Below are 18,679 nucleotides of genomic sequence, written 5' to 3' on the forward strand. Positions count from 1 at the left end.
GGAGGGTTTTTTTGCTTTTTATAGGGGGTCAGTGTAGATTATTTAAAAATTCGCATACGAAATAAACCCTAATTAATATAGGTATTACTACCATAATGGGTATTGTATGAAAAAAATATTTTATGAAAGCAAGTGAAGAAAAATGAATAATAAATTAATTCAACGTAAATGGGCATTAGTTGTAGCAATTTTGTTTACAATATCATCTATTATGCAGCTAGCAGGAGGAGATATTAAGGGCGGTCCTTATGGAAAGGGACAGTTATTGGCATATTTTTTAATCCCAATATTATTTTATGTTTTGGCATTTAAAAAGAAGAAAGAAAAATAACTTCAAGACAATCTGAACTAGTGGCTTATAGTCGCTAGTTTTTTTGGGGGAGGAATCATGTTTCTACTCTGTTGAAGGGGTAGAGTCAGGAAAATGCGGATTTACAACGTTAAGGAAGTTTAAATATTAAAAAGCCTAATTTCTCAATTTAATGCGAAGAAATTAGGCTTTTTTCATTGCTCCATTAAAGCGCCCTTTAATGGCATAACAAGATGTTTCTATTAGCTTGTTTACTTGACAAGAAAATGTCTTTGTTGCATATTATTTGAAGAATGCGTATTAACAAACACATAATCCTCGATAAGATTATAGTTTATCGATTAATGTCTCCCATGTAAGCTCAAGAACACCCGTCATATTTTTTGGTTCATTTGAAATATATGTTATAACTGCATTTTTATCTGGCAGCATTACAACATATTGACCATATAAACCATCCATACGATATGATTTAGGCCAAGAGTTCATCCATATTTGATAGCCGTATCCTTGATGATGGTCTGCCGTAGCAAAATAAGGATTAAAATCGTTGGTCTTTATTTGGACAGATGTTGCTTGTTCAATGTGACTTGAAAGAATCAGTTGCTTACCTTTCCAGACACCTTTATCGAGAATTAATTGCCCGAATCTAGATAATTGTTCTGCTGTTAAATATAAACCTGAGAATCCTTGCGGAATTCCTTTTGGACATGTATCCCATTTAGGTTTTTGTATGTCTAAATGTTTAAATATCCTTCTATCTAAGTATTCATCCAAGTTACTTCCTGTAGTAATACTTATGATTTTTGAAAGCATGTAGGTTGCGGCATTGTTATATGTAAAATGAGTACCTGGTTTAAATACAATCGGTTCATCAAAGAATAATTGTGAAATATCCCATTCCTGACCACTACTCCAATCAGCCTTCATAACTGGGCATTCTGCATGTCCAGTTCCCATGCAAAGCAAATCATAAATAGTCATCTCTTTTAAGTATTCATTCATTGGGTCATGTTGAATATCTGAGAAAAAATCTATAACATGGTCATTAATTTTAAAGTACCCCTCCCTAATGGCAATACCGACTGCCATTGATGTAAATGTTTTGCTTATTGAATATAAAAGAGCAGGCTTTTCTTCTTCAAAATCATGTTTTGCAATTATATTTCCATTTTGCCTAACAATTACATTCAGAACATGAAGGTTCTGACTATTTACAGATAAAATCAAATCATTCAATAATTCATTATTCATTGTAACTCTCTCCATTAAATATATATTTCTTAACAATCCTTAATTCGTATAATCCTACTAATGAGTAGTTTTAAATGTATTGACACAGATAAATTATATCATTAGTGATAACTTATTTAAGTGTAATTCTTCGCAAAATTCTTTCCGATGTTATCAAAAATATTTTTACTTGAGAATCTTATTCAATTAAATGGCCCTTTAATTGAATAAGGAATGATTATTCGTTCCCTTCAGATAGCTTTCTATATAATGAAGCTCTAGATACATTTGTAATTTCACAAATTTGATTTACAGTCATACCTCCTTCTTTATATAGCTTTACTGCATAATTCATACCTGCGTGATTTTTATGATATTTCTTTAATCGTCCTTTAAACTTTCCTTCTTTCTTGGCCAGCTCAATCCCTTCACGTTGACGCATACGGATAAGATATCGCTCTAATTGATTAACACCAGCCATTACCGTAATTAAGAATTGGCTGTATGGATTATCTTCTGATAAATCTAGCCATGTATCCTTGAGTGATTTTAAGCTTGCTTTTTTACTTCGTATTAAATCAATCAATTCAAATAAATCCTGCGTACTTCGAGTGATCCGAGTTAAGTCTGTAACATAAATAATGTCACCTTCCTGTAAATCCTCTAACATTTTTTGAAGTTGTTCACGATCCTGTGTTGCTCCAGAAATTTTTTCTTCAAAAATAATATCCATTCCGATTTCGTTCAATTGCTGAAATTGCCTTGAAGGATTTTGGCTAGTCGAACTGACACGTATATAACCGATTTTTTGCAAAATATCACCTCGTTTTTGAGACAAGTCTTATGAGACACTCTTTACTATGATTTTATCAGTCTACTACACTTGTATCAATAGAGTACACCTTTTGGTTCACTTTTCATTACTATGTATTCAAATATCTAGTGAGTCCTTGGTATGTCTATAAAAGTATACCTTTGTAAACGACTAATTGTTCACTCAATTGACAGATAATACATTTGTTTATCTGCCAAACTCTTTCATACGCTTTTTATTTTTAAAAAATTTAGTGTTTGGAGGTATAAAAATGAATTTTCCACATTCTAAAAAAGAAAAGAGTAACAACTCAAAAAACTTAAAGTCTGAGACTACAATAACTGGACTTCAACCAGTAGAACAAGCCATGAATGGATTGTACGGAATGCCTGAAACTGATATAGAAGACAAAGAACACCCCAAAACGAAAATTTGAAAAATAATTAGTATTTAGATACTACTTTTATTTTGTATACATATTTTATTTCTAATAAAAAACCAAGGAAAATTAATTTTCCTTGGTTTTTTAATTTTATAATATTCTTAATCATCTAATTTTTTGTTTCTTCCTTCTTCCAAAGCTTTCCTGGCCAAAATGCGAATCGTCCTAGAACCACTGTAATGGCAGGGACAAGAAGTGGCCTTACAATGAATGTATCTAATAGTACTCCTATTGCTGTAACAATACCAAATTGAACAAGTACCTGAATTGGTAAAGTTGCTAAAACAGCAAACGTTCCTGCTAAGATTAAACCAGCAGACGTGATAACACTCCCTGTTTGAACAACGCCATTTTTTACTGCTTTAATATGTGTTTGGGTTCTTTTATTCTTCCATATTTCAGAAACCATAAATATATTATAGTCTTCTCCTAAGGCGACTAAGAAGACAAAAGCATATAAGGGAATTGCTCCTTGAATTGCAGGAGCTCCCATACCAAAGTGAAGTAATAACCATCCTGCCCCTAATGCAGAGAAGAAAGATAATACAACTGTTAAAATTAAATAAATCATCGCAACAATAGAACGAAGATAAACAAGCAATAATAATGCGATAATACCAATCATGACAGGGATAATTACATCTTGATCACGCTCGGTAGTTTGTTTTGTATCATATAATGAAGCTGTTTCTCCCCCCAATCCATATATGGTTCTCAGCATCATTTATTTCAGATTTTTTCATTATTTGTTTCAAACTTTTTCTTAACTCAGGGATTTTATTCATGCCCTCAATTGAATAAGGATTTTCTCGTAAGGAAACCTCATACATTTGTAATAGACTATTCTGTTTCCCTTTTATAGGTTCCGTTACTTGATCTACGAAAGATAGTTTTTTTAACTCTGTTGTTACAGGTATGTCTTTCCCTTTTGTATCAACAACAATTTGTACAGGTGCTAACTCACCAGGTGAAAAATGATCAGAGATTAAATCAAATCCTTCACGTGAAGGCATATCTTTTGGAAATGATTCTAATAAATCATACGTAAATTGGACACGTGGAACAAATGAAGCCAACCCACCTAATAAGAATAGTGTTAACAGGATAATTGTCCATGGTTTACGAATAACAAGATCTCCAAGCTTTTTACTTAAGAACCCTTTCGATTCCTTTAACTTAATTGTTTTCTTTTTTTTCTTAGCATATTCTTCATTCATTTCTTTTGTTCTTGGAATGAATGGGAAAAATGCTACTCTTCCAAAAATAGCTAGTAATGCAGGTAAAAGCGTCAATGAGGCAACCCCCATTAGGAACACAGCAACACTAAATGGTACTGCAAATCTATAGAAAGAACCAATATGAGCAAGTAAAAGGGTACCTAATCCAACTACTACTGTAAGAGCACTCATGATAATTGCCCCACCCGATTCTTTGATAGCAAGTTGCAGAGCTTTAAATTTATTTTGTTCTACTAATAAAAACTCTCTATATCTTGAAATAAGAAATAAACAATAATCAGTACCAGCTCCAAATAAAAGTACAGTCATAATTGAAATTCCTTGTGCATCAGCAGTAATCCATCCTTTATCTGCTAAAAATCCTAAAGTTGGACTAATTACCCCATAAGCAAACCCAACTACAATTAAAGGTAAGATTCCTAAAAGTGGTGAGCGATACAGAAGAATAAGTAAAACTAAAACAAGTAGCACTGTTGCAACAAGTAATTTTACATCAGCCTGACTGAATAAGCTTACTGCATCAGTCTGAATACCAACTGGCCCTGAGAGACGAACATGCAGACCAGAATCAGAAATTTTTCTTTTAAAAGGATCATCTGCCAAAGTATCCTTTATAACACGCTGCAATTCATTCATATTCTCTTGAAGAATATCTGTCCCTGCTGTTGTGTTAAAAAATACAGGAGTTACTAGAGACGTACCATCTTCTGAAACACTCTTTGCTAATGTTTGCTGTGGTATTGTATCAAATGGCGGTAACATCGATTGACCTTTTAATGGTGTATTTTTAAGCTGTTTGTAAGTATCTTGAATTGCCTTAAAGTCATTCGCTTCTAAACCCTTGTTTCTATGCCAAACGATAAGCGCGGGGTTTCCAGCATCATTAGGAAACTCCTGTTTAATTAAACGATTAGCTTGTTGTGACATAGCGTTTTCAGGAAGGTTTGGAGCCGTCTCATCTTCAACTGTATTAACTGCTGGCCATGTAAATGATAAAACCAGGGTTAATAAGACCCATACCAAAAGAGTAATCCACCTTTCTTTTGGTCCCCCAACCAATTGTCCCCAAGTATATAGAGGATGTTTTTTCATAAATATCCACCTTTCTAACTAAATTTTTGCATTAATTATATATACTAGTTAGTTAATTAATCAAGAACTATTATATGAATATGCTATAATATTTTTAACTTTGAAAAGTCAGGAGCGAATAGAATTGGAACACAAACAGCGTCCCTTGGGAAGACCACGTCAAAATAAAAATACTATATCTACAAAAGATAAAATTGTAAACATTGCTACAAATTTATTTTTAAATAAAGGATATCAAATTGTTTCTATGGATGATGTTGCTAAAGAATGTGATGTGACAAAGGCAACCGTTTACTATTATTATGCTACTAAGGCTGATCTTTTTACTGATACAATGGTTCAAATGATGGTTCGAATTAGAGAAAATATGTATACGATTCTTTCAACAAATAAGCCTCTTAAAGAGCGCTTACTTGATGTTGCAAAAATCCATTTAACCGCTACAATGGACATTGATATAAAAAGCTTTATGAGGGATGCAAAGATTTCCCTGTCGGATAAGCACTTAAAACAAATGCAAGATGCAGAAGATAAAATGTATGAAGTATTGGCACAAACCATAGATAAAGCGATACAAGAAGGGGAAATCCCTAAAAGTCACACGCTTTTAAGTGCTCACGCCTTTGTTGCTTTGCTATACGTTGGAGACTATAAAGATGTTGATCAAAAGCCCCTTATCCCTGATATAGAAGATTTAGCACAACAAATTGTTGATTTTTATTGGAACGGATTAAGTAAGTAATTATGATTGCTTCTTAATTATTTTTTCTACAATACTCTCTTTTATATATTTTAAAAAGAGTGCCTTACATTTTCAGGCACTCTTTTTGATTGATAACAATTCATTTCGGTAAACTTTTAATTAATTCCTCCATTATTATTTTAGGCTCTAATTCTTCTAATCCATAAACCAACGCTTTTTTATCATTTTGAAAACAATTAACAAGATGTTGAATAGCATGTTCAAAAGTATTCATATATTTTACTCTACCGTATATTCTTGTTTTTTATCCAGCCTTATAAAATATATTTTAAAGCAATTGCTGCTCCCCAAACTATAAACACCATTCGTCTCCAGTATTTGGATTCACCATATAAAAGGATACCTATTAGTGCTCCACCTGAAGCGCCGATCCTAAGTCCAAATTGCATATGCTGTACCCTTAGGAATTGTTTTCATCGCATACGCAAGAAATATAAGACTTGTTCCAAATCATATAATTAAAAAATTAAAGCTTTCCAACTATCATCCATATACAGTTTGTTGAGTATAGGGATACCAACCATTTCGAATAAGCCAACTAAAATGAAATACAATCATTTCATTAGGAATCAGTCGCCTTCTCAACTCTACCTTTTAATAGCCGTAATAAATACTTTAATCTAGTTCGTGTTCGAGTTAGTAACCCAAAAGTTTTATTGTTGCAAAAAATAAAAAAGCCTAAGAGAATAACTGAAATAATCAGTCTCTCCCACGCTTTGCCCCTTCCATGACACAGCATCGCAGGGAGTTTTCTCCCAGACCTGATAAACATAATAATTATATAAATAACGTACATTATACATGTATTGCTGTTATGAGTACTGCAATAATTAACCCTATTTATACTTTCTGCATCATATTAGCTATCATGTTAGTTGCTAAGATTTATTCTTATGATTAGAAATTAGCAATGGTTTTACACACAAAATATCTAATACATACTCAATTTATTATTTTATTTCTACAAGGGCTTCTTTATATTACATAAACTAACCTTTTCTTAAACAGTTCGCTTCTTATGGTTTGCTTAATATACACCAGTACGCTCATACTACACCTGAGCCTTTAAAAAGCTCCTATAAATAACCAACTTAATATTTCTTTGGCAGTCGGTAACTTTTGAAAGGAACGAGCCCATTCCTTTAACCTGGATAACAAAATCCTTTTCGTATACATATGTAGCTAATTTTTGGATTACTTTAATAAAATAAACAAAATTAAAAATTAATAAACACTTTCGATATTAAAAAGGCAAGCATCAAAAGGTGCTTGCCCTATCTTCTAACGACGATGTTCCACAAGATCAATTACACCTAAAACAACGTGAGCTAAACCAAATCCAAATACTGTATTTGCAATCATCTTATTAGACCCACGAGTTTGCTTAAGAGCATAACCCGCAGCTGTAACTGCTGTACCTAGTGTAGTTGGAATTAATCCTTCACGAATATTCATAGTAACGTCCTCCTAGTATCGCAGTTAGTAATTATGATTTAATACTTTGAAATTAAAGTATTAAATCAAGTATTAGTATTTTCCTGCTTTGTGGAAAATATGTGGAGCTATTTTAAATACCTCTACTTAATTATGATACAGCGTAACTAAAAATGTTAATGCGTAAGTTGTTTTAATACATTTACATGTTCCCTATCTTTATCTAAAATATCATGTATTAACTTATGACTTTCTGGATCCAAATCACCTTGTACAATTTCTTCTGATATTTTAATCCCATAATAATCTTCGCCCTTTAACGCGCTATTTACAATTCCTTCTGTTGTATCTGGTACTGTAAATTGACTTATCAAACCTTGAACAGAGCCAACGATTCCTTCATTATTAACTGGTACTCCTCCAAGATTTTGTATTCTTTCTGCTACTTTTAAAGCATGTTGTTTGTGATCTTGTTGTATTCTTTGAAATTCCTTTTTTATTTCTGGATCTTTTAAATTTTCTATATAATGCTCATAAGCATGAATACCCATGTACTGACCTTTTAAAAAGGCATTTAATGTATTCACTACACTTTGTTTTTCCATATAATCACTTCCTTTTGTACAATATCCTAAGCTAATTTTTTGTTATATCATGCCTTTAAATCCTCTCTCACCTTTCACTCCTCCTGATATAAATATCATTTGGGTTTAATCAATTCGGATTAGGTTAATACTAACTTTTGTTTAAATATATGAGAAATGGAGCTGGATTAAATATGGAATTTGAAGGTAGAAACTCTACAGAATCTGCACTTCATCATTATAAGTATGGTTTGGGTTTATTTACTGAGAAGATGCCTAAGCTAGCTGAACAATTTAATTCTTTTACAGAGGAATGCTTTAAAGAAGGCACCTTATCCAAAAAGCAAAAACAGCTAATTGCTTTAGGTATTAGCCTTTATTCTCAGGATGAATATTGTATCATTTATCACATTAAAGGATGTCTAGATCAAGGAGCTTCAGAACAGGAGATCTTTGAGGCAGTGGGAGTGACAGCTGCATTTGGTGGTGGAGCTACTATGAGTCAGGCAGTTACTCTTGTACAAGAATGTATGCAAGAGTTAAAGCAGTAATAAGAATATCATCATGGATTGAGGAATATATTTCTCGAGTTTATGTGTTACTACTCTTACACAATAAATAAAAACAAAAAACTTGAGCGTGTGCTAATTATACTCAAGTTTTTTGTTTTCTCTGTTAGGAATATCAGGTGCGATCTTTTGTCGTTTGGATTATGTGTTGTAAAAATAAATTCTTTTTGCAATAACCGTTGGATAATTCCTGTCACTGTTGGTCTGTCCGCCAACAGTCTCTCTGCAACCAGGGCAGGTGTCGTTCCATTCGGATGAAGAGATATATCCTTTAAGACAGCCCATTGCTGCGCTGTTATTTTATATATTTTTAATCGATTTGATAATTCTGTTTTCGTCATTACGCTAACTTTATGCAATAGATACCCTAGTCCATATACAACCCCTTCTAGTTAGTATACTAATTATATAATTAGCGTACTAACTATATATCCAAAAGTCAAACACTCAAATAATATATTCAAAGAAATACGATGTATCTCACAAACATTAAGATTTCTTAACATTGGGATGGCGAACTTATAAACTTCACAACAACCTTTATTTAATAAAAATGGACAGGCCCTAAATCTTTGGGTCTGTCCGAAATATTTACATTCTAAATTCTTAATTTTAAATTTAGTATTTGAAAATGTTGTTTCTCCTTATTCATTATAATACCTATAAATATGTAGTTTCTATATCATTAAGTACATTAATTCCTGAATCTCTAATTTTTTTATGTACGTATACATTCTATTTATTTAATTTCGGTCTAGACTGCAAGTATAAATTTAAATTAGGACTAGAACCTTTTATAATTACATCTCGGATAATTTTAGAAAGTGCCATACTATAAACTAACCCATTATCACCATACGCATAGATAAAATAACAATTAGGAAATTCTTCATACATTCCGATTATAGGTAAACCATCATGAGTACCACCATAAAAGGCACTTAAATAAAATTCAGGTTTAACTGTAATATTAGGAAAGAGCTTATTGAATTCATGTAATAGCTTTTCTTTATTATGGATTAATTTTGAATCTCTCTCTTCAGCAATGTTTGTATCTTCATCTAGACCACCTATAATAATTCGATTATCTGCTGTAGTTCGCATGTATATATATGGTCTAGCGGTTTCCCATATGAGAGTGCGTTTATGCTAAGATGAAAAATCTTCAACAGGGGTAGTGACAATTGCATACGAGCTAATTAGCGTAGCGTTCTTTTCTTTTTTTAATTCTAATCCTTCATAACCTGCAGCTACGATTACTTTCTTGGCAGTAATGGAATTACCACTTTTGGTATAAAAAGTAGCGAAGTCTTTTTCTAATTTTCCCCCAACAATCTCAGTATCTTCATAAATCTGTACTCCTTGATTAGAAGCTTGCTTTAATAAACTATGTGTAAATTTATAGGGATTTATTTCACCATCTTCATATGTATAAAGGGCAGCACGTTTTTTAAATGGATATTTCTGTCCAATTTGTTTTTCTGATAACCAATCCGCTTTAAAACCATGCTTTTGTAAGTAATAAAGCTCTTTTTCTCCTCTTCATAGCTTGCAAAATATAAACTATCACGTCGCATAAAATCAGAATGAAAAGGTAATTTTTGATTTACAAATTCAATATCATTAATTGCTTCTTCACATAATCTCATATGTTTTACTGTATACTCTTCCCCAAATGTATTAACAAGCTCAAAAAACATTTTATCACCCAAATATTGTATGAGCGCTGTATTGGTTAGGTTACTGCCATGTCCAATCTTTCGTTTATCAACTACAACCACACTTAAATCCGAATCACATAAATAGTATGCTGATTGAGCCCCTAAGCTGCCAGCACCTATTATTAAAACATAACAAATTATGTCTTTTTCTAAACAAGGATAAGAAGGTGGATTGGGAAAAGTTGTGTTCCAATATAATTTCCCTGTCTGTAAATCCATTACTATTACACCATCCTATATAAAATAATTACATCCTCATTTTTGTTTCCAAACTAATTCAAATATATACTGTCTTTAAAAATTCGGTTTATAATTTTATTAAAGGTTATTTCGTACTAATATAACTAACTAGGTGTACCTGACATAAATTCTTTAACAAACAAATGAATTTCATCTTTAATCTGAAAACCCATACAAAAACATTATCACTTTTATATACTTCAACAAAAAGGACAGCATTATAGATGCAGTTTCTCTTAGTTTGAAATAGAGACATTAACGTTATTTGTAAATTTATAAAAAAAGGATTGTCCCAAAAGTTAGTTTCACTAGCTGTTGGAGATCACCCTTTTATATAAAAAATTGCTTTAACCTCTTGTAAGTAATCAACGGAGTTAAATTGAGGTACATTTAATGTGGCGTTATAAACTGGTGTTTATTTCTAACACCTATATATTGTTGTAACAGAGTTGGTATTCTTTTATGTGAAATATTCTAATTTTGCATTGGGAAAGAACTTCTCCATATAAGAATAAAGATAATTTTTTATATCTTCTTCTTCTTCTTTTTGATAAATGTATTTTCCAATTCCGTATTTTCCCCATTTATATCTTCTTTTCTCTTCATCTAATTCCAATTTTGTCATTGGATAATTTTTTTCAATCACTCTCTTAGCAGGCTTTGTAAAACGATGTTGAATAAATTCAAACGTGATATCATCCCGTACATCAGGGGGTAATTCAGCATCAAGACGCTCAAACATCTGATAGTATCCATCTTTCCAACCTTCATGAAGATAAATAGGAGCAACAATGAATCCGAGGGGATATCCTGCTCTTGCTACTTTTCCAGCTGCCTCAATCCTTTTAGCTAGTGGAGAAGTTCCTGGCTCAAAATTTTTAATAACATAATCAGCGTTTACACTAAACCGAAATCTTGTTTTTCCATTATGCTTTGCATCAAGTAAATGATCTACATGATGAAATTTTGTAACAAACCTCAATTTTCCATACTCGGATTCTCCAAAATGCTCAATTGCGCGTTTGAGGGTATGAGTCAAATGATCAATTCCCACAATATCGGATGTACAGGAGGCTTCAAACCTTGTCATTTCGGGTGCACGTGCCTCTATATATTTGTCAGCAGCTTCTAGAATTCCGTCGACATTTACATAAGTACGGATATATGGCTTACTTCCCATTGTTGTTTGTAAATAGCAATAATGACAATGGCCCATACAGCCTGTTGCAAACGGAATAGCATACTCTGCTGAAGGCTTTGAGGTATCAAATTTTAGTGTTTTTCTAACGCCCACGACAAGAGTAGATTTTGCTACCCGATACTTTTGAAAATCGTTTTCTCCTGGGAGATCTCTCACTTGATTATGAGAAGTAGTATGCCGAATTTCAACATCCATCTTTGCAAATTTTTCATGAAGCTCTCTCCCTAATGGATAATCCAGTGCTTTGGGTTCAAAGTATACAAGTTTAGGCATGAATGGATTATTCATTCTAGCATCCCTTCTGAAGCATCCCCATAATAGTAGTTGTAAGCTTGGTTTGCCTCTTCTTCTGTAGAATAAACAGCCATTTCATGTGAAAGTGGATAATAAGTTTCATAAAGAAACAATGCTAATTCATTAGGAGTATTAGGGTTATTTACAACAGCTGCGGCTTGTATATTTGCTACATCCTGAGTGTGGGGATTGCGATAAAAAACATAGACAATATCTCCAGCATGATAAGTTTTGCTTTCGTTAGACAATTCCATTCGATCACCTTTTTTTTATAAAATTTACTGCATAAAGTTTTTCCTTAATAAAATTTTCCCTTTAGGGTTTAGAATTATGTCATCTTTATTATGGAAAAATTAAATGGAGTTAATTAAATTTGTAGAGGGTAATATTTTTAGGTAATTAATACTATTACTTCTTATCAGAGGGGACCAGTGCTATTTTAGAATAAAACGAGCGTGTTTTGAAAAGAGACTAATCAAAATATGCGCTTGAAATATTCTAACAAATTAATTTTTATAAAAAGTGAAATCATTATTTGTGTTGCGTGTCTAACTCATATAAATAATACAAATTTTATGTTATTTTTCGAAATGTTTTTTATTTTAATGGAGTGAAGAATAAAATGGATATATAATAATTTAGATGTCCTAGATTAATATATTTAATTATTATTTCTTGATAAATCAGTTAATCCTTTCGAAAGAAATAACATGCTGACCATCCAAAAATAAGGTTCTGGTGCAAAAAATCTAAAACTTTTGCAAGTTATCTCCTAAAGTTACAACTTTGAAAATAGTGCCAAAACCTTTTAAGTTATGAACATCTTAACTTAATAACCTTTACTCCAGTAATTACGAAATCTACACAGATAACTTTATTATGTATACTCAGGACGCAAAAGAACACTTAAAATTAGTACAAATTATCCCCTAAAGTGACAGGTTCTACTTCTAACGGCCCGACACAAAAAGAAAATTGTGTGTTAAGAAATTGGTCGTTTTTAAAGATTGCATTCTATACGATATATAAGAACTAATGTTTGTGATAAACTAAGATATGAATAAAGGGGGAATTCACATTAACATTTCCAATAATATAATCGGAAATTTAGATAATATAGTTTATAAACTTAATAACTTAGTGATCACTAATCTAAAAGAAGAAAAACAGAATTCGGAATATTCAGGATGGACATTCCAGTTAAATAATAAAACCATACGTTTTAGGGTATCAAAAATTACTCCTAATAAAATTGGACAATTTGTTTCTTTTTGGGAGAAAAATGAAAACATGCAAAATCAAGCCTTCTTTTATGACTCTGCTCCTGACTTATTAGTTATCACTTGTATTGATGATAATAAACTAGGACAGTTTATTTTCCCCAAAGAGATTCTTCTAAAAGAAAAAATATTGAAAACTCAAAGTCAAAAAGGAAAGATGGCCATGAGAATTTATCCTATTTGGGATAACCCTGTTAGTAATCAAGCTAAGAAGAGCCAAATGTGGCAACTTCAATATTTTGTTGATTTAAGTGATACTAATAATTTATCCATAGATAAATTATTAAGTTTATATTCGTAGCTTCTTGTTGGGGTAGCACCAACAAGAAGCGGATCCCGTACGCTAAGGCTGAATTACTTGATATAACAGTAAACGTCAAACTGTCCCCACATACCAATAGAATCAGTTCCATGTCATAATCTCCTTACGTACAAGACGAAAAGGAGATTTTTTATGGCTAAAATAGATCAATCAATAGCGTGGAAGAATCGAGTGGTTTAAGCATCCGAAGCTCGTAAGAAAAAGAAAGATGTTTATTTAAGTCTTAATGCGTTCGCTTTTACTGTTGGTTATGATTGGTAGGGACATTCTCCATTAATAATTCGTAGGAAAGAGATAAAAATTAGAAAAACTGTCATTGAAAATTCATGTAAACCCTCTAAAAAAGTCTTACAATCAAAGCAGAGAGACTTTGGAACAGGAGGCACTAGCCATGAATCGAATTGAACGTGAAGAGAAAACAATTAGCATTATGATTGATATGTATTGTAAAAACCAACATGAACAAGATACTATATGTGAAGAATGTCAGAAGTTAAAAGAATATGCTTATTTTCGTTTATCAAAATGTCCATTTCAAGAGAAGAAGCCAGCATGTCAAAATTGCAAAATTCATTGTTATAAACCAGATATGAAAGATTTCGTTAAGGATGTTATGAAGAAGAGCGGACCGAAAATGATTTTAAAACATCCATATTTCGCGGTCATGCATGTTGTTGACACAATGAAGAAGGCTCCTGACTTACCGAAAAGAAAAAAGAGCTAAAAGAAAAAACAGGTTGTCTAACAAGCATCAAAAATCGTTTATGGAACCTTCTTAACGTACGGTAAAACCAAGTTTTTTAAATAAAAAAATACTTAGCGTACGAAATTCGCGAAATGTTGGTGGGACCCCATGCCCATCAAGCTAAGGCTGGGTTTCCTATGAACTTCCGTTCATGTTGCCTACATGCTTGATATTTTGTTTATTTGTTTTTAAAAATACGCATTCCAAATAAACCTTGATTAGGTGTATTTTTAAAGATTATGCAGTTTTCCGCTTTAGATTGGATACAGTGCACTGATAAACAATGCCTAAAATATCAAAGACTGTCTTTTTCTCATATCTATGGGATTTCCGTCCGTTTTTCTGTAAGAGGTCAAACAGACGAAGGGAAATTTTTGATACTTCTTGGGTGTCTTGTTGGATAGCCTTATATACTAAATATAGATGATCTTGAATCATATAAATTGCTTTATATTCACTTAATTCTTTTTGTTTTTTTTGTAGTAACAACTGTCGCATTTTGAACATAGTAGAAGAACAAAGAAAAATAGCGATTAACTGTCCATAAAGATGACATTCTAGACGCTCTCGCTTAATATTGTGACAATGATTGATATCAAAAAAAGACTTCCATGTTTTAAATACAATTTCTATTTGCCAACGTAGTGAGTAGATATCATGGACCTGTTCTATCGGAACAATTTCCCATGGTATGTTGGTAATATAAACATTGATTTCTGTTAAACGTTTACTTCTTTCAGAGTATGTAACTCCTTTTTTCTTTTCAACATAAGATTGCTGTTTCCTACGTTTATGAATTTGAGTTGATGTAAGTCTGTATATTACAACTCGTGAGGGTAATTTTTGTTGTCCAACATAGGCATTCCGAATTTCATAAGTATGTCCTGGTTTTATCTGATGCATGATATCTTCAAGGTCAAGTAAAACATATAAAGATTGCTTTTTAACTATCCCGTCCCGAAAGAATTCTGGCGATTCATTTTTTACATATACTCTATTATTTAATTTTAACCGTGAAACGTAGAATACCCCTCGTTGATCCATCTGGTCTAAATCTTTTAGAGAAAAGTATCCTAAATCTCGAATACATAGATCTCCTGGGCATAAGGTATCTAAACAATCTGTACCAAAGGTTTTATCATTATTTTTACCTGGTTCCATTTGAAAATTGAGGAATTTCCCACTATGTAAATCATATTCTAGTTGAATCTTAATACCGGCTGTTTGTGCACATCCTCCTGAACCAGGATAAATAGGAGCTAAATGATTGGGTACTTGAAAAATAGTAGTATCTAAAATACGTATACGTTGAAAATAGGAAGTGTATTGGTTTGGAATTTGAGATGAATCGTTTAGTTGGCTTTTAACTAAACGAGAAAATACACACTGTAGGAATAAAACAGCGCATCGGTTAAAACGTTGATTAAGTCCTTCTGGACTCATGAGTGTAGTTGTATTCGCATAAAGTTGACTACATAACCGAGTGAGAGAATCGCTTGCTACATGTTGACTGATCCAAATACATAAAGCAGCCAAATCTCGTGCCCCATATTTACTTTTACGTTTTACAAAACCTGTTTCCCGTGCAAGTTGTTGAAGGGTATCAGGAGATAAATGTCGCTGTAGTTCTTCAGCAAACAAATGAAATTCATCTTGAATCGAAAGATTCATAAAAAAACGCCATCCTTTCTGTATATTTCTACAAAAAGAATAACGTTTTCTGTGAATTATGGATATAAATTTATCTTAGGTTGATAGTGAGGGGGTAGTACCAGCGAAGCTGTCACCACCCGCAATAAGGAAATGTCAAGATTACAATAAGTTCCCCCGTCCTGTTTTGGACGGGGGAAAAATAAAGTTGTTAAATTTTTTATAAAGGACGCTTTAAATAAAGTCATTTAAAAAATCTAAGTTTTATTCAACAATCGCGCCCTTTAATGCAAGACTTGATCTCAAGATAAGTTTTCTGGACTTATCGTTCCAAAACCTTTATACTAAATTATATGATAGGGGGTGTTGTAAAGTGGGTAGAAATATTAGTTTTAACAAAGAACATGCTTTAAATAAAGCTATGCATTTATTCTGGGAGAAAGGTTATGACGCTACATATATCTCAGATCTTATTGAAACGATGGGAATAAGTCGATCTACTCTCTACGATAGTTTTGGAGATAAGGATGAAATATTTAAACTGGTTTTAGAACATTATAAAAACTATGGCTATCAAAAGAGAAATTTACTTTTTAGTGGTATAAACGCTAAAGCATCACTTAAATCTTTTTTTTATCAACATATTGAAAAATGCTATTCAGATGACATTCCAAAAAGTTGTATTATAACTAATTCGTCACTGCTTATTGGACATATTGATCCTTCCATAGAAGAAATACTTATAAATGATTTTAATGAACTTGAAAAAGTATTTAAGCAAGTCATTGAAGAAGGAAAAAAGAAAGGAGAAATTTCACAAGAGGCTAACTCTGAATTAGTTGCATATTCTTTATTAAGTTTAAATCATAGCATTAATTTAATGTCCAGATATAAAAAAGAGAAAAATCTAGCCTATAATCTAGTGGATAAGACTATTGCAGACCTATAGTCTTTCTTTTTTTATTATTCCGGAACGATCGTACCGAAATAATAAAAATAAACAAAAGGAATGATAATGGTGACTAAAAAGACAAATTTTCTAATGTTTATTATGGCAATTAGTTGTGGTTCACTTGCTGCAAATATTTATTATGCACAACCAATTGTACAATTCATTGCAAAAGATTTGAACATCTCTTCTGATTTATCTGGATTGCTTACTACCCTGACACAAATTGGATATGGATTGGGCTTATTTTTTATCGTACCAATGGCTGATATATTTAAAAGTAAGAAAATAATAGGAATTCTTATCGGGCTTACTATTATTTCATTAATTGGTACGCTAATTTCGACAAATGGAATTGTTTTTTTAATATTCACAACCATAATTGGCATTGGAGCCTGTGCAGCTCAAATGTTAGTTCCACTAACAATGAGGATTGTGCCCATTGAAGAGACAGGTAAATATGTGGGTAAAGTGATGAGTGGTTTATTGATTGGGATTATGGTTGCTCGCCCATTATCTATTGGAATAGCTGATTGGTTGGGCTGGAGAATGGTATTTCTTTTTTCATTAATAACACTAGTTGTCATATTACTGTTAATTATAAAATTTTTGCCCAACTATGAAGTAGTATCGACTAGTAACATGTTATATCCAAATTTAATAGCTTCTATGGTGATGCTATTAATAAATACATCTCCTCTACAACAAAGAGCATTTTATCATGCATGTTTATTTGCAACATGTAGTCTTTATTGGACAGTTATCCCAATTTTATTAAGGTCTGAGCCATTACATTTTTCAAATAATGAAATTGCATTATTTGGCTTTGTTGCAATAGCTGGAGCTGTATTAACTCCTACTATTGGTAAAATAGCAGATAAAGGTTATATTTTTACAATGACTAATGTATCAATGGCGCTCGTACTATTATCTATCGTACTATTATTTTTTGTTAAAGACCATTCACTATTTAGTGTAATTTTAATACTTATCTCAGGCATTAGTATTGATATTGGTGTATCAGGAAATTTATTATTAGGTCAAAAAGTTATCTTTGGTTTGAATCCCGAGATAAGAAACAGACTTAATGGATTATATATGACTATTTTCTTTTTGGGAGGAGCCTTTGGTTCATGGATTGGAAGTTATACTTACTATAAATTTAATAGTGAAGTAACTTTACTCATTGGAACAGCTTTGCCTTTAATCGCCTTATTAGTTCATTTAATAAAAAATAATACAATAAATTTATCAAAAACCAAAAATAAATACATGTCCTAACTATCAATGTCCCCTAAAAGTTAGAGTCAAAATCTAATTTTTGGGGTAGTATTAGCCTTATCTTCTACATCAGGAGCAAATTAATCACTATTATTTCTTATCTTTATTCGTTTTGCCTATGACAAAAATAAGACTATGCAATAAGGCATAGGATGTTGTTCAATTATATGGCCCGTTTCTTCAGTAAGCGCAGTTTAACATATACAATTATATATTGAGTGAACAAAAGGGGGAAAAGTAATGCAAAATCTAGAAATAAAAGAGATTAAACTACTTGATGAAGATATTGAAGAGCTTTCTGAACTTTTGAAAACTGTAGTAGATGATGGAGCGTCAATAGGTTTTTTACCTCCACTGGAACAAGAAGAAGCGACAAAGTATTGGCACACTGTTTTAGCACCGGAGGTGATATTGTTTATTGCCAAAATCAACAATAAAGTGGCGGGCAGTGTTCAATTGCATTTAATTACAAAGCCAAATGGAAGCCACAGAGCTGAAATATGCAAGTTAATGACTC

The 18,679-nt window shown here is 32.1% G+C and carries 17 protein-coding genes and 4 pseudogenes; 9 read left to right on the plus strand and 12 right to left on the minus strand.

The annotated features are described in order from the left end of the window. The first annotated feature begins 142 nt into the window (after positions 1 to 142). Entirely contained in the window at positions 143 to 331 is a 189-nt protein-coding gene (locus tag C564_RS0128315; RefSeq protein ID WP_003202969.1) for a hypothetical protein, read from the plus strand. A gap of 306 nt (positions 332 to 637) precedes the next feature. Here the strand turns inward: C564_RS0128315 and C564_RS0128320 are convergent, their stop codons facing one another. Together C564_RS0128320 and C564_RS0128325 are read right to left on the minus strand one after the other, a co-directional pair. Further along, positions 638 to 1,564, minus strand: a complete 927-nt coding sequence (locus C564_RS0128320; protein WP_018767737.1) for a serine hydrolase domain-containing protein — start codon at positions 1,562 to 1,564, stop codon at positions 638 to 640. 217 nt (positions 1,565 to 1,781) lie between these two features. Further along, positions 1,782 to 2,357 carry a recombinase family protein gene (locus C564_RS0128325; protein ID WP_018767738.1) on the minus strand — a complete coding sequence of 192 codons (576 nt, stop codon included), beginning with the start codon at positions 2,355 to 2,357 and terminating at the stop codon, positions 1,782 to 1,784. Positions 2,358 to 2,628: 271 nt separating this feature from the next. Here C564_RS0128325 and C564_RS35685 point away from each other — a divergent pair, with 271 nt between their 5' ends. Further along, positions 2,629 to 2,793, plus strand: coding sequence for a DUF4021 family protein (locus tag C564_RS35685; RefSeq protein WP_018767739.1), 165 nt, complete (start codon positions 2,629 to 2,631; stop codon positions 2,791 to 2,793). A gap of 115 nt (positions 2,794 to 2,908) precedes the next feature. Here the strand turns inward: C564_RS35685 and C564_RS33900 are convergent. Continuing rightward, positions 2,909 to 5,129 (minus strand): annotated as a pseudogene (locus tag C564_RS33900) (MMPL family transporter). 124 nt (positions 5,130 to 5,253) lie between these two features. Between C564_RS33900 and C564_RS0128345 the strand changes: the two are divergent. Beyond that, the gene (locus C564_RS0128345; protein ID WP_018767741.1) at positions 5,254 to 5,871 is read left to right on the plus strand and encodes a TetR/AcrR family transcriptional regulator; all 618 of its coding nucleotides are present in this window, start codon (positions 5,254 to 5,256) and stop codon (positions 5,869 to 5,871) included. Positions 5,872 to 5,971: 100 nt separating this feature from the next. Here the strand turns inward: C564_RS0128345 and C564_RS38115 are convergent, their stop codons facing one another. The 4 genes from C564_RS38115 to C564_RS0128365 all read right to left on the minus strand — a co-directional run bounded on the left by C564_RS38115 (position 5,972) and on the right by C564_RS0128365 (position 7,931). Beyond that, a complete protein-coding gene (locus tag C564_RS38115; RefSeq protein WP_018767742.1) occupies positions 5,972 to 6,106 on the minus strand; it encodes a hypothetical protein in 135 nt (44 codons plus the stop codon). Between the two features lie 158 nt (positions 6,107 to 6,264). After that, entirely contained in the window at positions 6,265 to 6,309 is a 45-nt protein-coding gene (locus C564_RS38540; RefSeq protein ID WP_442852606.1) for a hypothetical protein, read from the minus strand. An 864-nt stretch (positions 6,310 to 7,173) separates the two neighbouring features. Then, a complete protein-coding gene (locus C564_RS0128360; protein ID WP_001025956.1) occupies positions 7,174 to 7,347 on the minus strand; it encodes a hypothetical protein in 174 nt (57 codons plus the stop codon). A 155-nt stretch (positions 7,348 to 7,502) separates the two neighbouring features. Next, entirely contained in the window at positions 7,503 to 7,931 is a 429-nt protein-coding gene (locus C564_RS0128365) for a ferritin-like domain-containing protein (protein ID WP_018767744.1), read from the minus strand. A 173-nt stretch (positions 7,932 to 8,104) separates the two neighbouring features. On the opposite strand from C564_RS0128365, the gene C564_RS0128370 reads away from it, so the two are divergent. Further along, on the plus strand, positions 8,105 to 8,461 hold the full coding sequence (locus C564_RS0128370; protein ID WP_018767745.1) for a carboxymuconolactone decarboxylase family protein: 357 nt from the start codon (positions 8,105 to 8,107) through the stop codon (positions 8,459 to 8,461). A gap of 104 nt (positions 8,462 to 8,565) precedes the next feature. Here C564_RS0128370 and C564_RS32870 read toward each other — a convergent pair. The 4 genes and pseudogenes from C564_RS32870 to C564_RS0128390 form a co-directional block, all read right to left on the minus strand. Beyond that, positions 8,566 to 8,820, minus strand: a pseudogene (locus tag C564_RS32870) (MarR family transcriptional regulator); the annotation flags it as partial. Between the two features lie 394 nt (positions 8,821 to 9,214). Beyond that, positions 9,215 to 10,419, minus strand: a pseudogene (locus C564_RS38545) (NAD(P)/FAD-dependent oxidoreductase). A 481-nt stretch (positions 10,420 to 10,900) separates the two neighbouring features. Continuing rightward, a complete protein-coding gene (gene splB, locus C564_RS0128385) occupies positions 10,901 to 11,929 on the minus strand; it encodes a spore photoproduct lyase (protein ID WP_018767747.1) in 1,029 nt (342 codons plus the stop codon). Continuing rightward, a complete protein-coding gene (locus C564_RS0128390) occupies positions 11,926 to 12,189 on the minus strand; it encodes a transcriptional regulator SplA domain-containing protein (protein ID WP_018767748.1) in 264 nt (87 codons plus the stop codon). The genes splB and C564_RS0128390 overlap by 4 nt, the downstream gene beginning before the upstream one ends. Positions 12,190 to 12,991: 802 nt before the next feature. Between C564_RS0128390 and C564_RS0128395 the strand changes: the two genes are divergently transcribed. Beyond that, positions 12,992 to 13,516, plus strand: coding sequence for a MepB family protein (locus C564_RS0128395; protein ID WP_018767749.1), 525 nt, complete (start codon positions 12,992 to 12,994; stop codon positions 13,514 to 13,516). Positions 13,517 to 13,907: 391 nt separating this feature from the next. Then, complete coding sequence (locus C564_RS0128400) at positions 13,908 to 14,261, plus strand: nitrous oxide-stimulated promoter family protein (protein WP_331273789.1); 354 nt, start codon at positions 13,908 to 13,910, stop codon at positions 14,259 to 14,261. A gap of 258 nt (positions 14,262 to 14,519) precedes the next feature. Here C564_RS0128400 and C564_RS0128405 read toward each other — a convergent pair whose 3' ends face one another. After that, on the minus strand, positions 14,520 to 15,953 hold the full coding sequence (locus C564_RS0128405) for an IS4 family transposase (RefSeq protein WP_018767751.1): 1,434 nt from the start codon (positions 15,951 to 15,953) through the stop codon (positions 14,520 to 14,522). 352 nt (positions 15,954 to 16,305) lie between these two features. Between C564_RS0128405 and C564_RS0128410 the strand changes: the two genes are divergently transcribed. The 3 genes and pseudogenes from C564_RS0128410 to C564_RS0128420 form a co-directional block, all read left to right on the plus strand. Next, positions 16,306 to 16,881 (plus strand): TetR/AcrR family transcriptional regulator, encoded by a 576-nt coding sequence (locus C564_RS0128410; RefSeq protein ID WP_018767752.1) that lies wholly within the window; start codon positions 16,306 to 16,308, stop codon positions 16,879 to 16,881. 60 nt (positions 16,882 to 16,941) lie between these two features. Next, complete coding sequence (locus C564_RS0128415) at positions 16,942 to 18,162, plus strand: MFS transporter (protein WP_196811511.1); 1,221 nt, start codon at positions 16,942 to 16,944, stop codon at positions 18,160 to 18,162. Positions 18,163 to 18,402: 240 nt separating this feature from the next. Then, positions 18,403 to 18,679 (plus strand): annotated as a pseudogene (locus C564_RS0128420) (GNAT family N-acetyltransferase); the annotation flags it as partial.

It is taken from the genome of Bacillus sp. 105MF (genome assembly GCF_000374885.1).
Lineage (GTDB): Bacteria > Bacillota > Bacilli > Bacillales > Bacillaceae_G > Bacillus_A > Bacillus_A pseudomycoides.

What these genes read in the sequence shown, in the direction of transcription:
- C564_RS0128315 (WP_003202969.1), top strand. Translation starts at nt 143, where the DNA reads ATGAATAATAAATTAATTCAACGTAAATGGGCATTAGTTGTAGCAATT.
- C564_RS35685 (WP_018767739.1), top strand. Translation starts at nt 2,629, where the DNA reads ATGAATTTTCCACATTCTAAAAAAGAAAAGAGTAACAACTCAAAAAAC.
- C564_RS0128370 (WP_018767745.1), top strand. Translation starts at nt 8,105, where the DNA reads ATGGAATTTGAAGGTAGAAACTCTACAGAATCTGCACTTCATCATTAT.
- C564_RS0128405 (WP_018767751.1), bottom strand. Translation starts at nt 15,953, where the DNA reads ATGAATCTTTCGATTCAAGATGAATTTCATTTGTTTGCTGAAGAACTA.
- C564_RS0128415 (WP_196811511.1), top strand. Translation starts at nt 16,942, where the DNA reads ATGATAATGGTGACTAAAAAGACAAATTTTCTAATGTTTATTATGGCA.
- C564_RS0128395 (WP_018767749.1), top strand. Translation starts at nt 12,992, where the DNA reads ATGAATAAAGGGGGAATTCACATTAACATTTCCAATAATATAATCGGA.
- splB (WP_018767747.1), bottom strand. Translation starts at nt 11,929, where the DNA reads ATGAATAATCCATTCATGCCTAAACTTGTATACTTTGAACCCAAAGCA.
- C564_RS0128320 (WP_018767737.1), bottom strand. Translation starts at nt 1,564, where the DNA reads ATGAATAATGAATTATTGAATGATTTGATTTTATCTGTAAATAGTCAG.
- C564_RS0128390 (WP_018767748.1), bottom strand. Translation starts at nt 12,189, where the DNA reads ATGGAATTGTCTAACGAAAGCAAAACTTATCATGCTGGAGATATTGTC.
- C564_RS0128365 (WP_018767744.1), bottom strand. Translation starts at nt 7,931, where the DNA reads ATGGAAAAACAAAGTGTAGTGAATACATTAAATGCCTTTTTAAAAGGT.
- C564_RS0128360 (WP_001025956.1), bottom strand. Translation starts at nt 7,347, where the DNA reads ATGAATATTCGTGAAGGATTAATTCCAACTACACTAGGTACAGCAGTT.
- C564_RS38115 (WP_018767742.1), bottom strand. Translation starts at nt 6,106, where the DNA reads ATGAATACTTTTGAACATGCTATTCAACATCTTGTTAATTGTTTTCAA.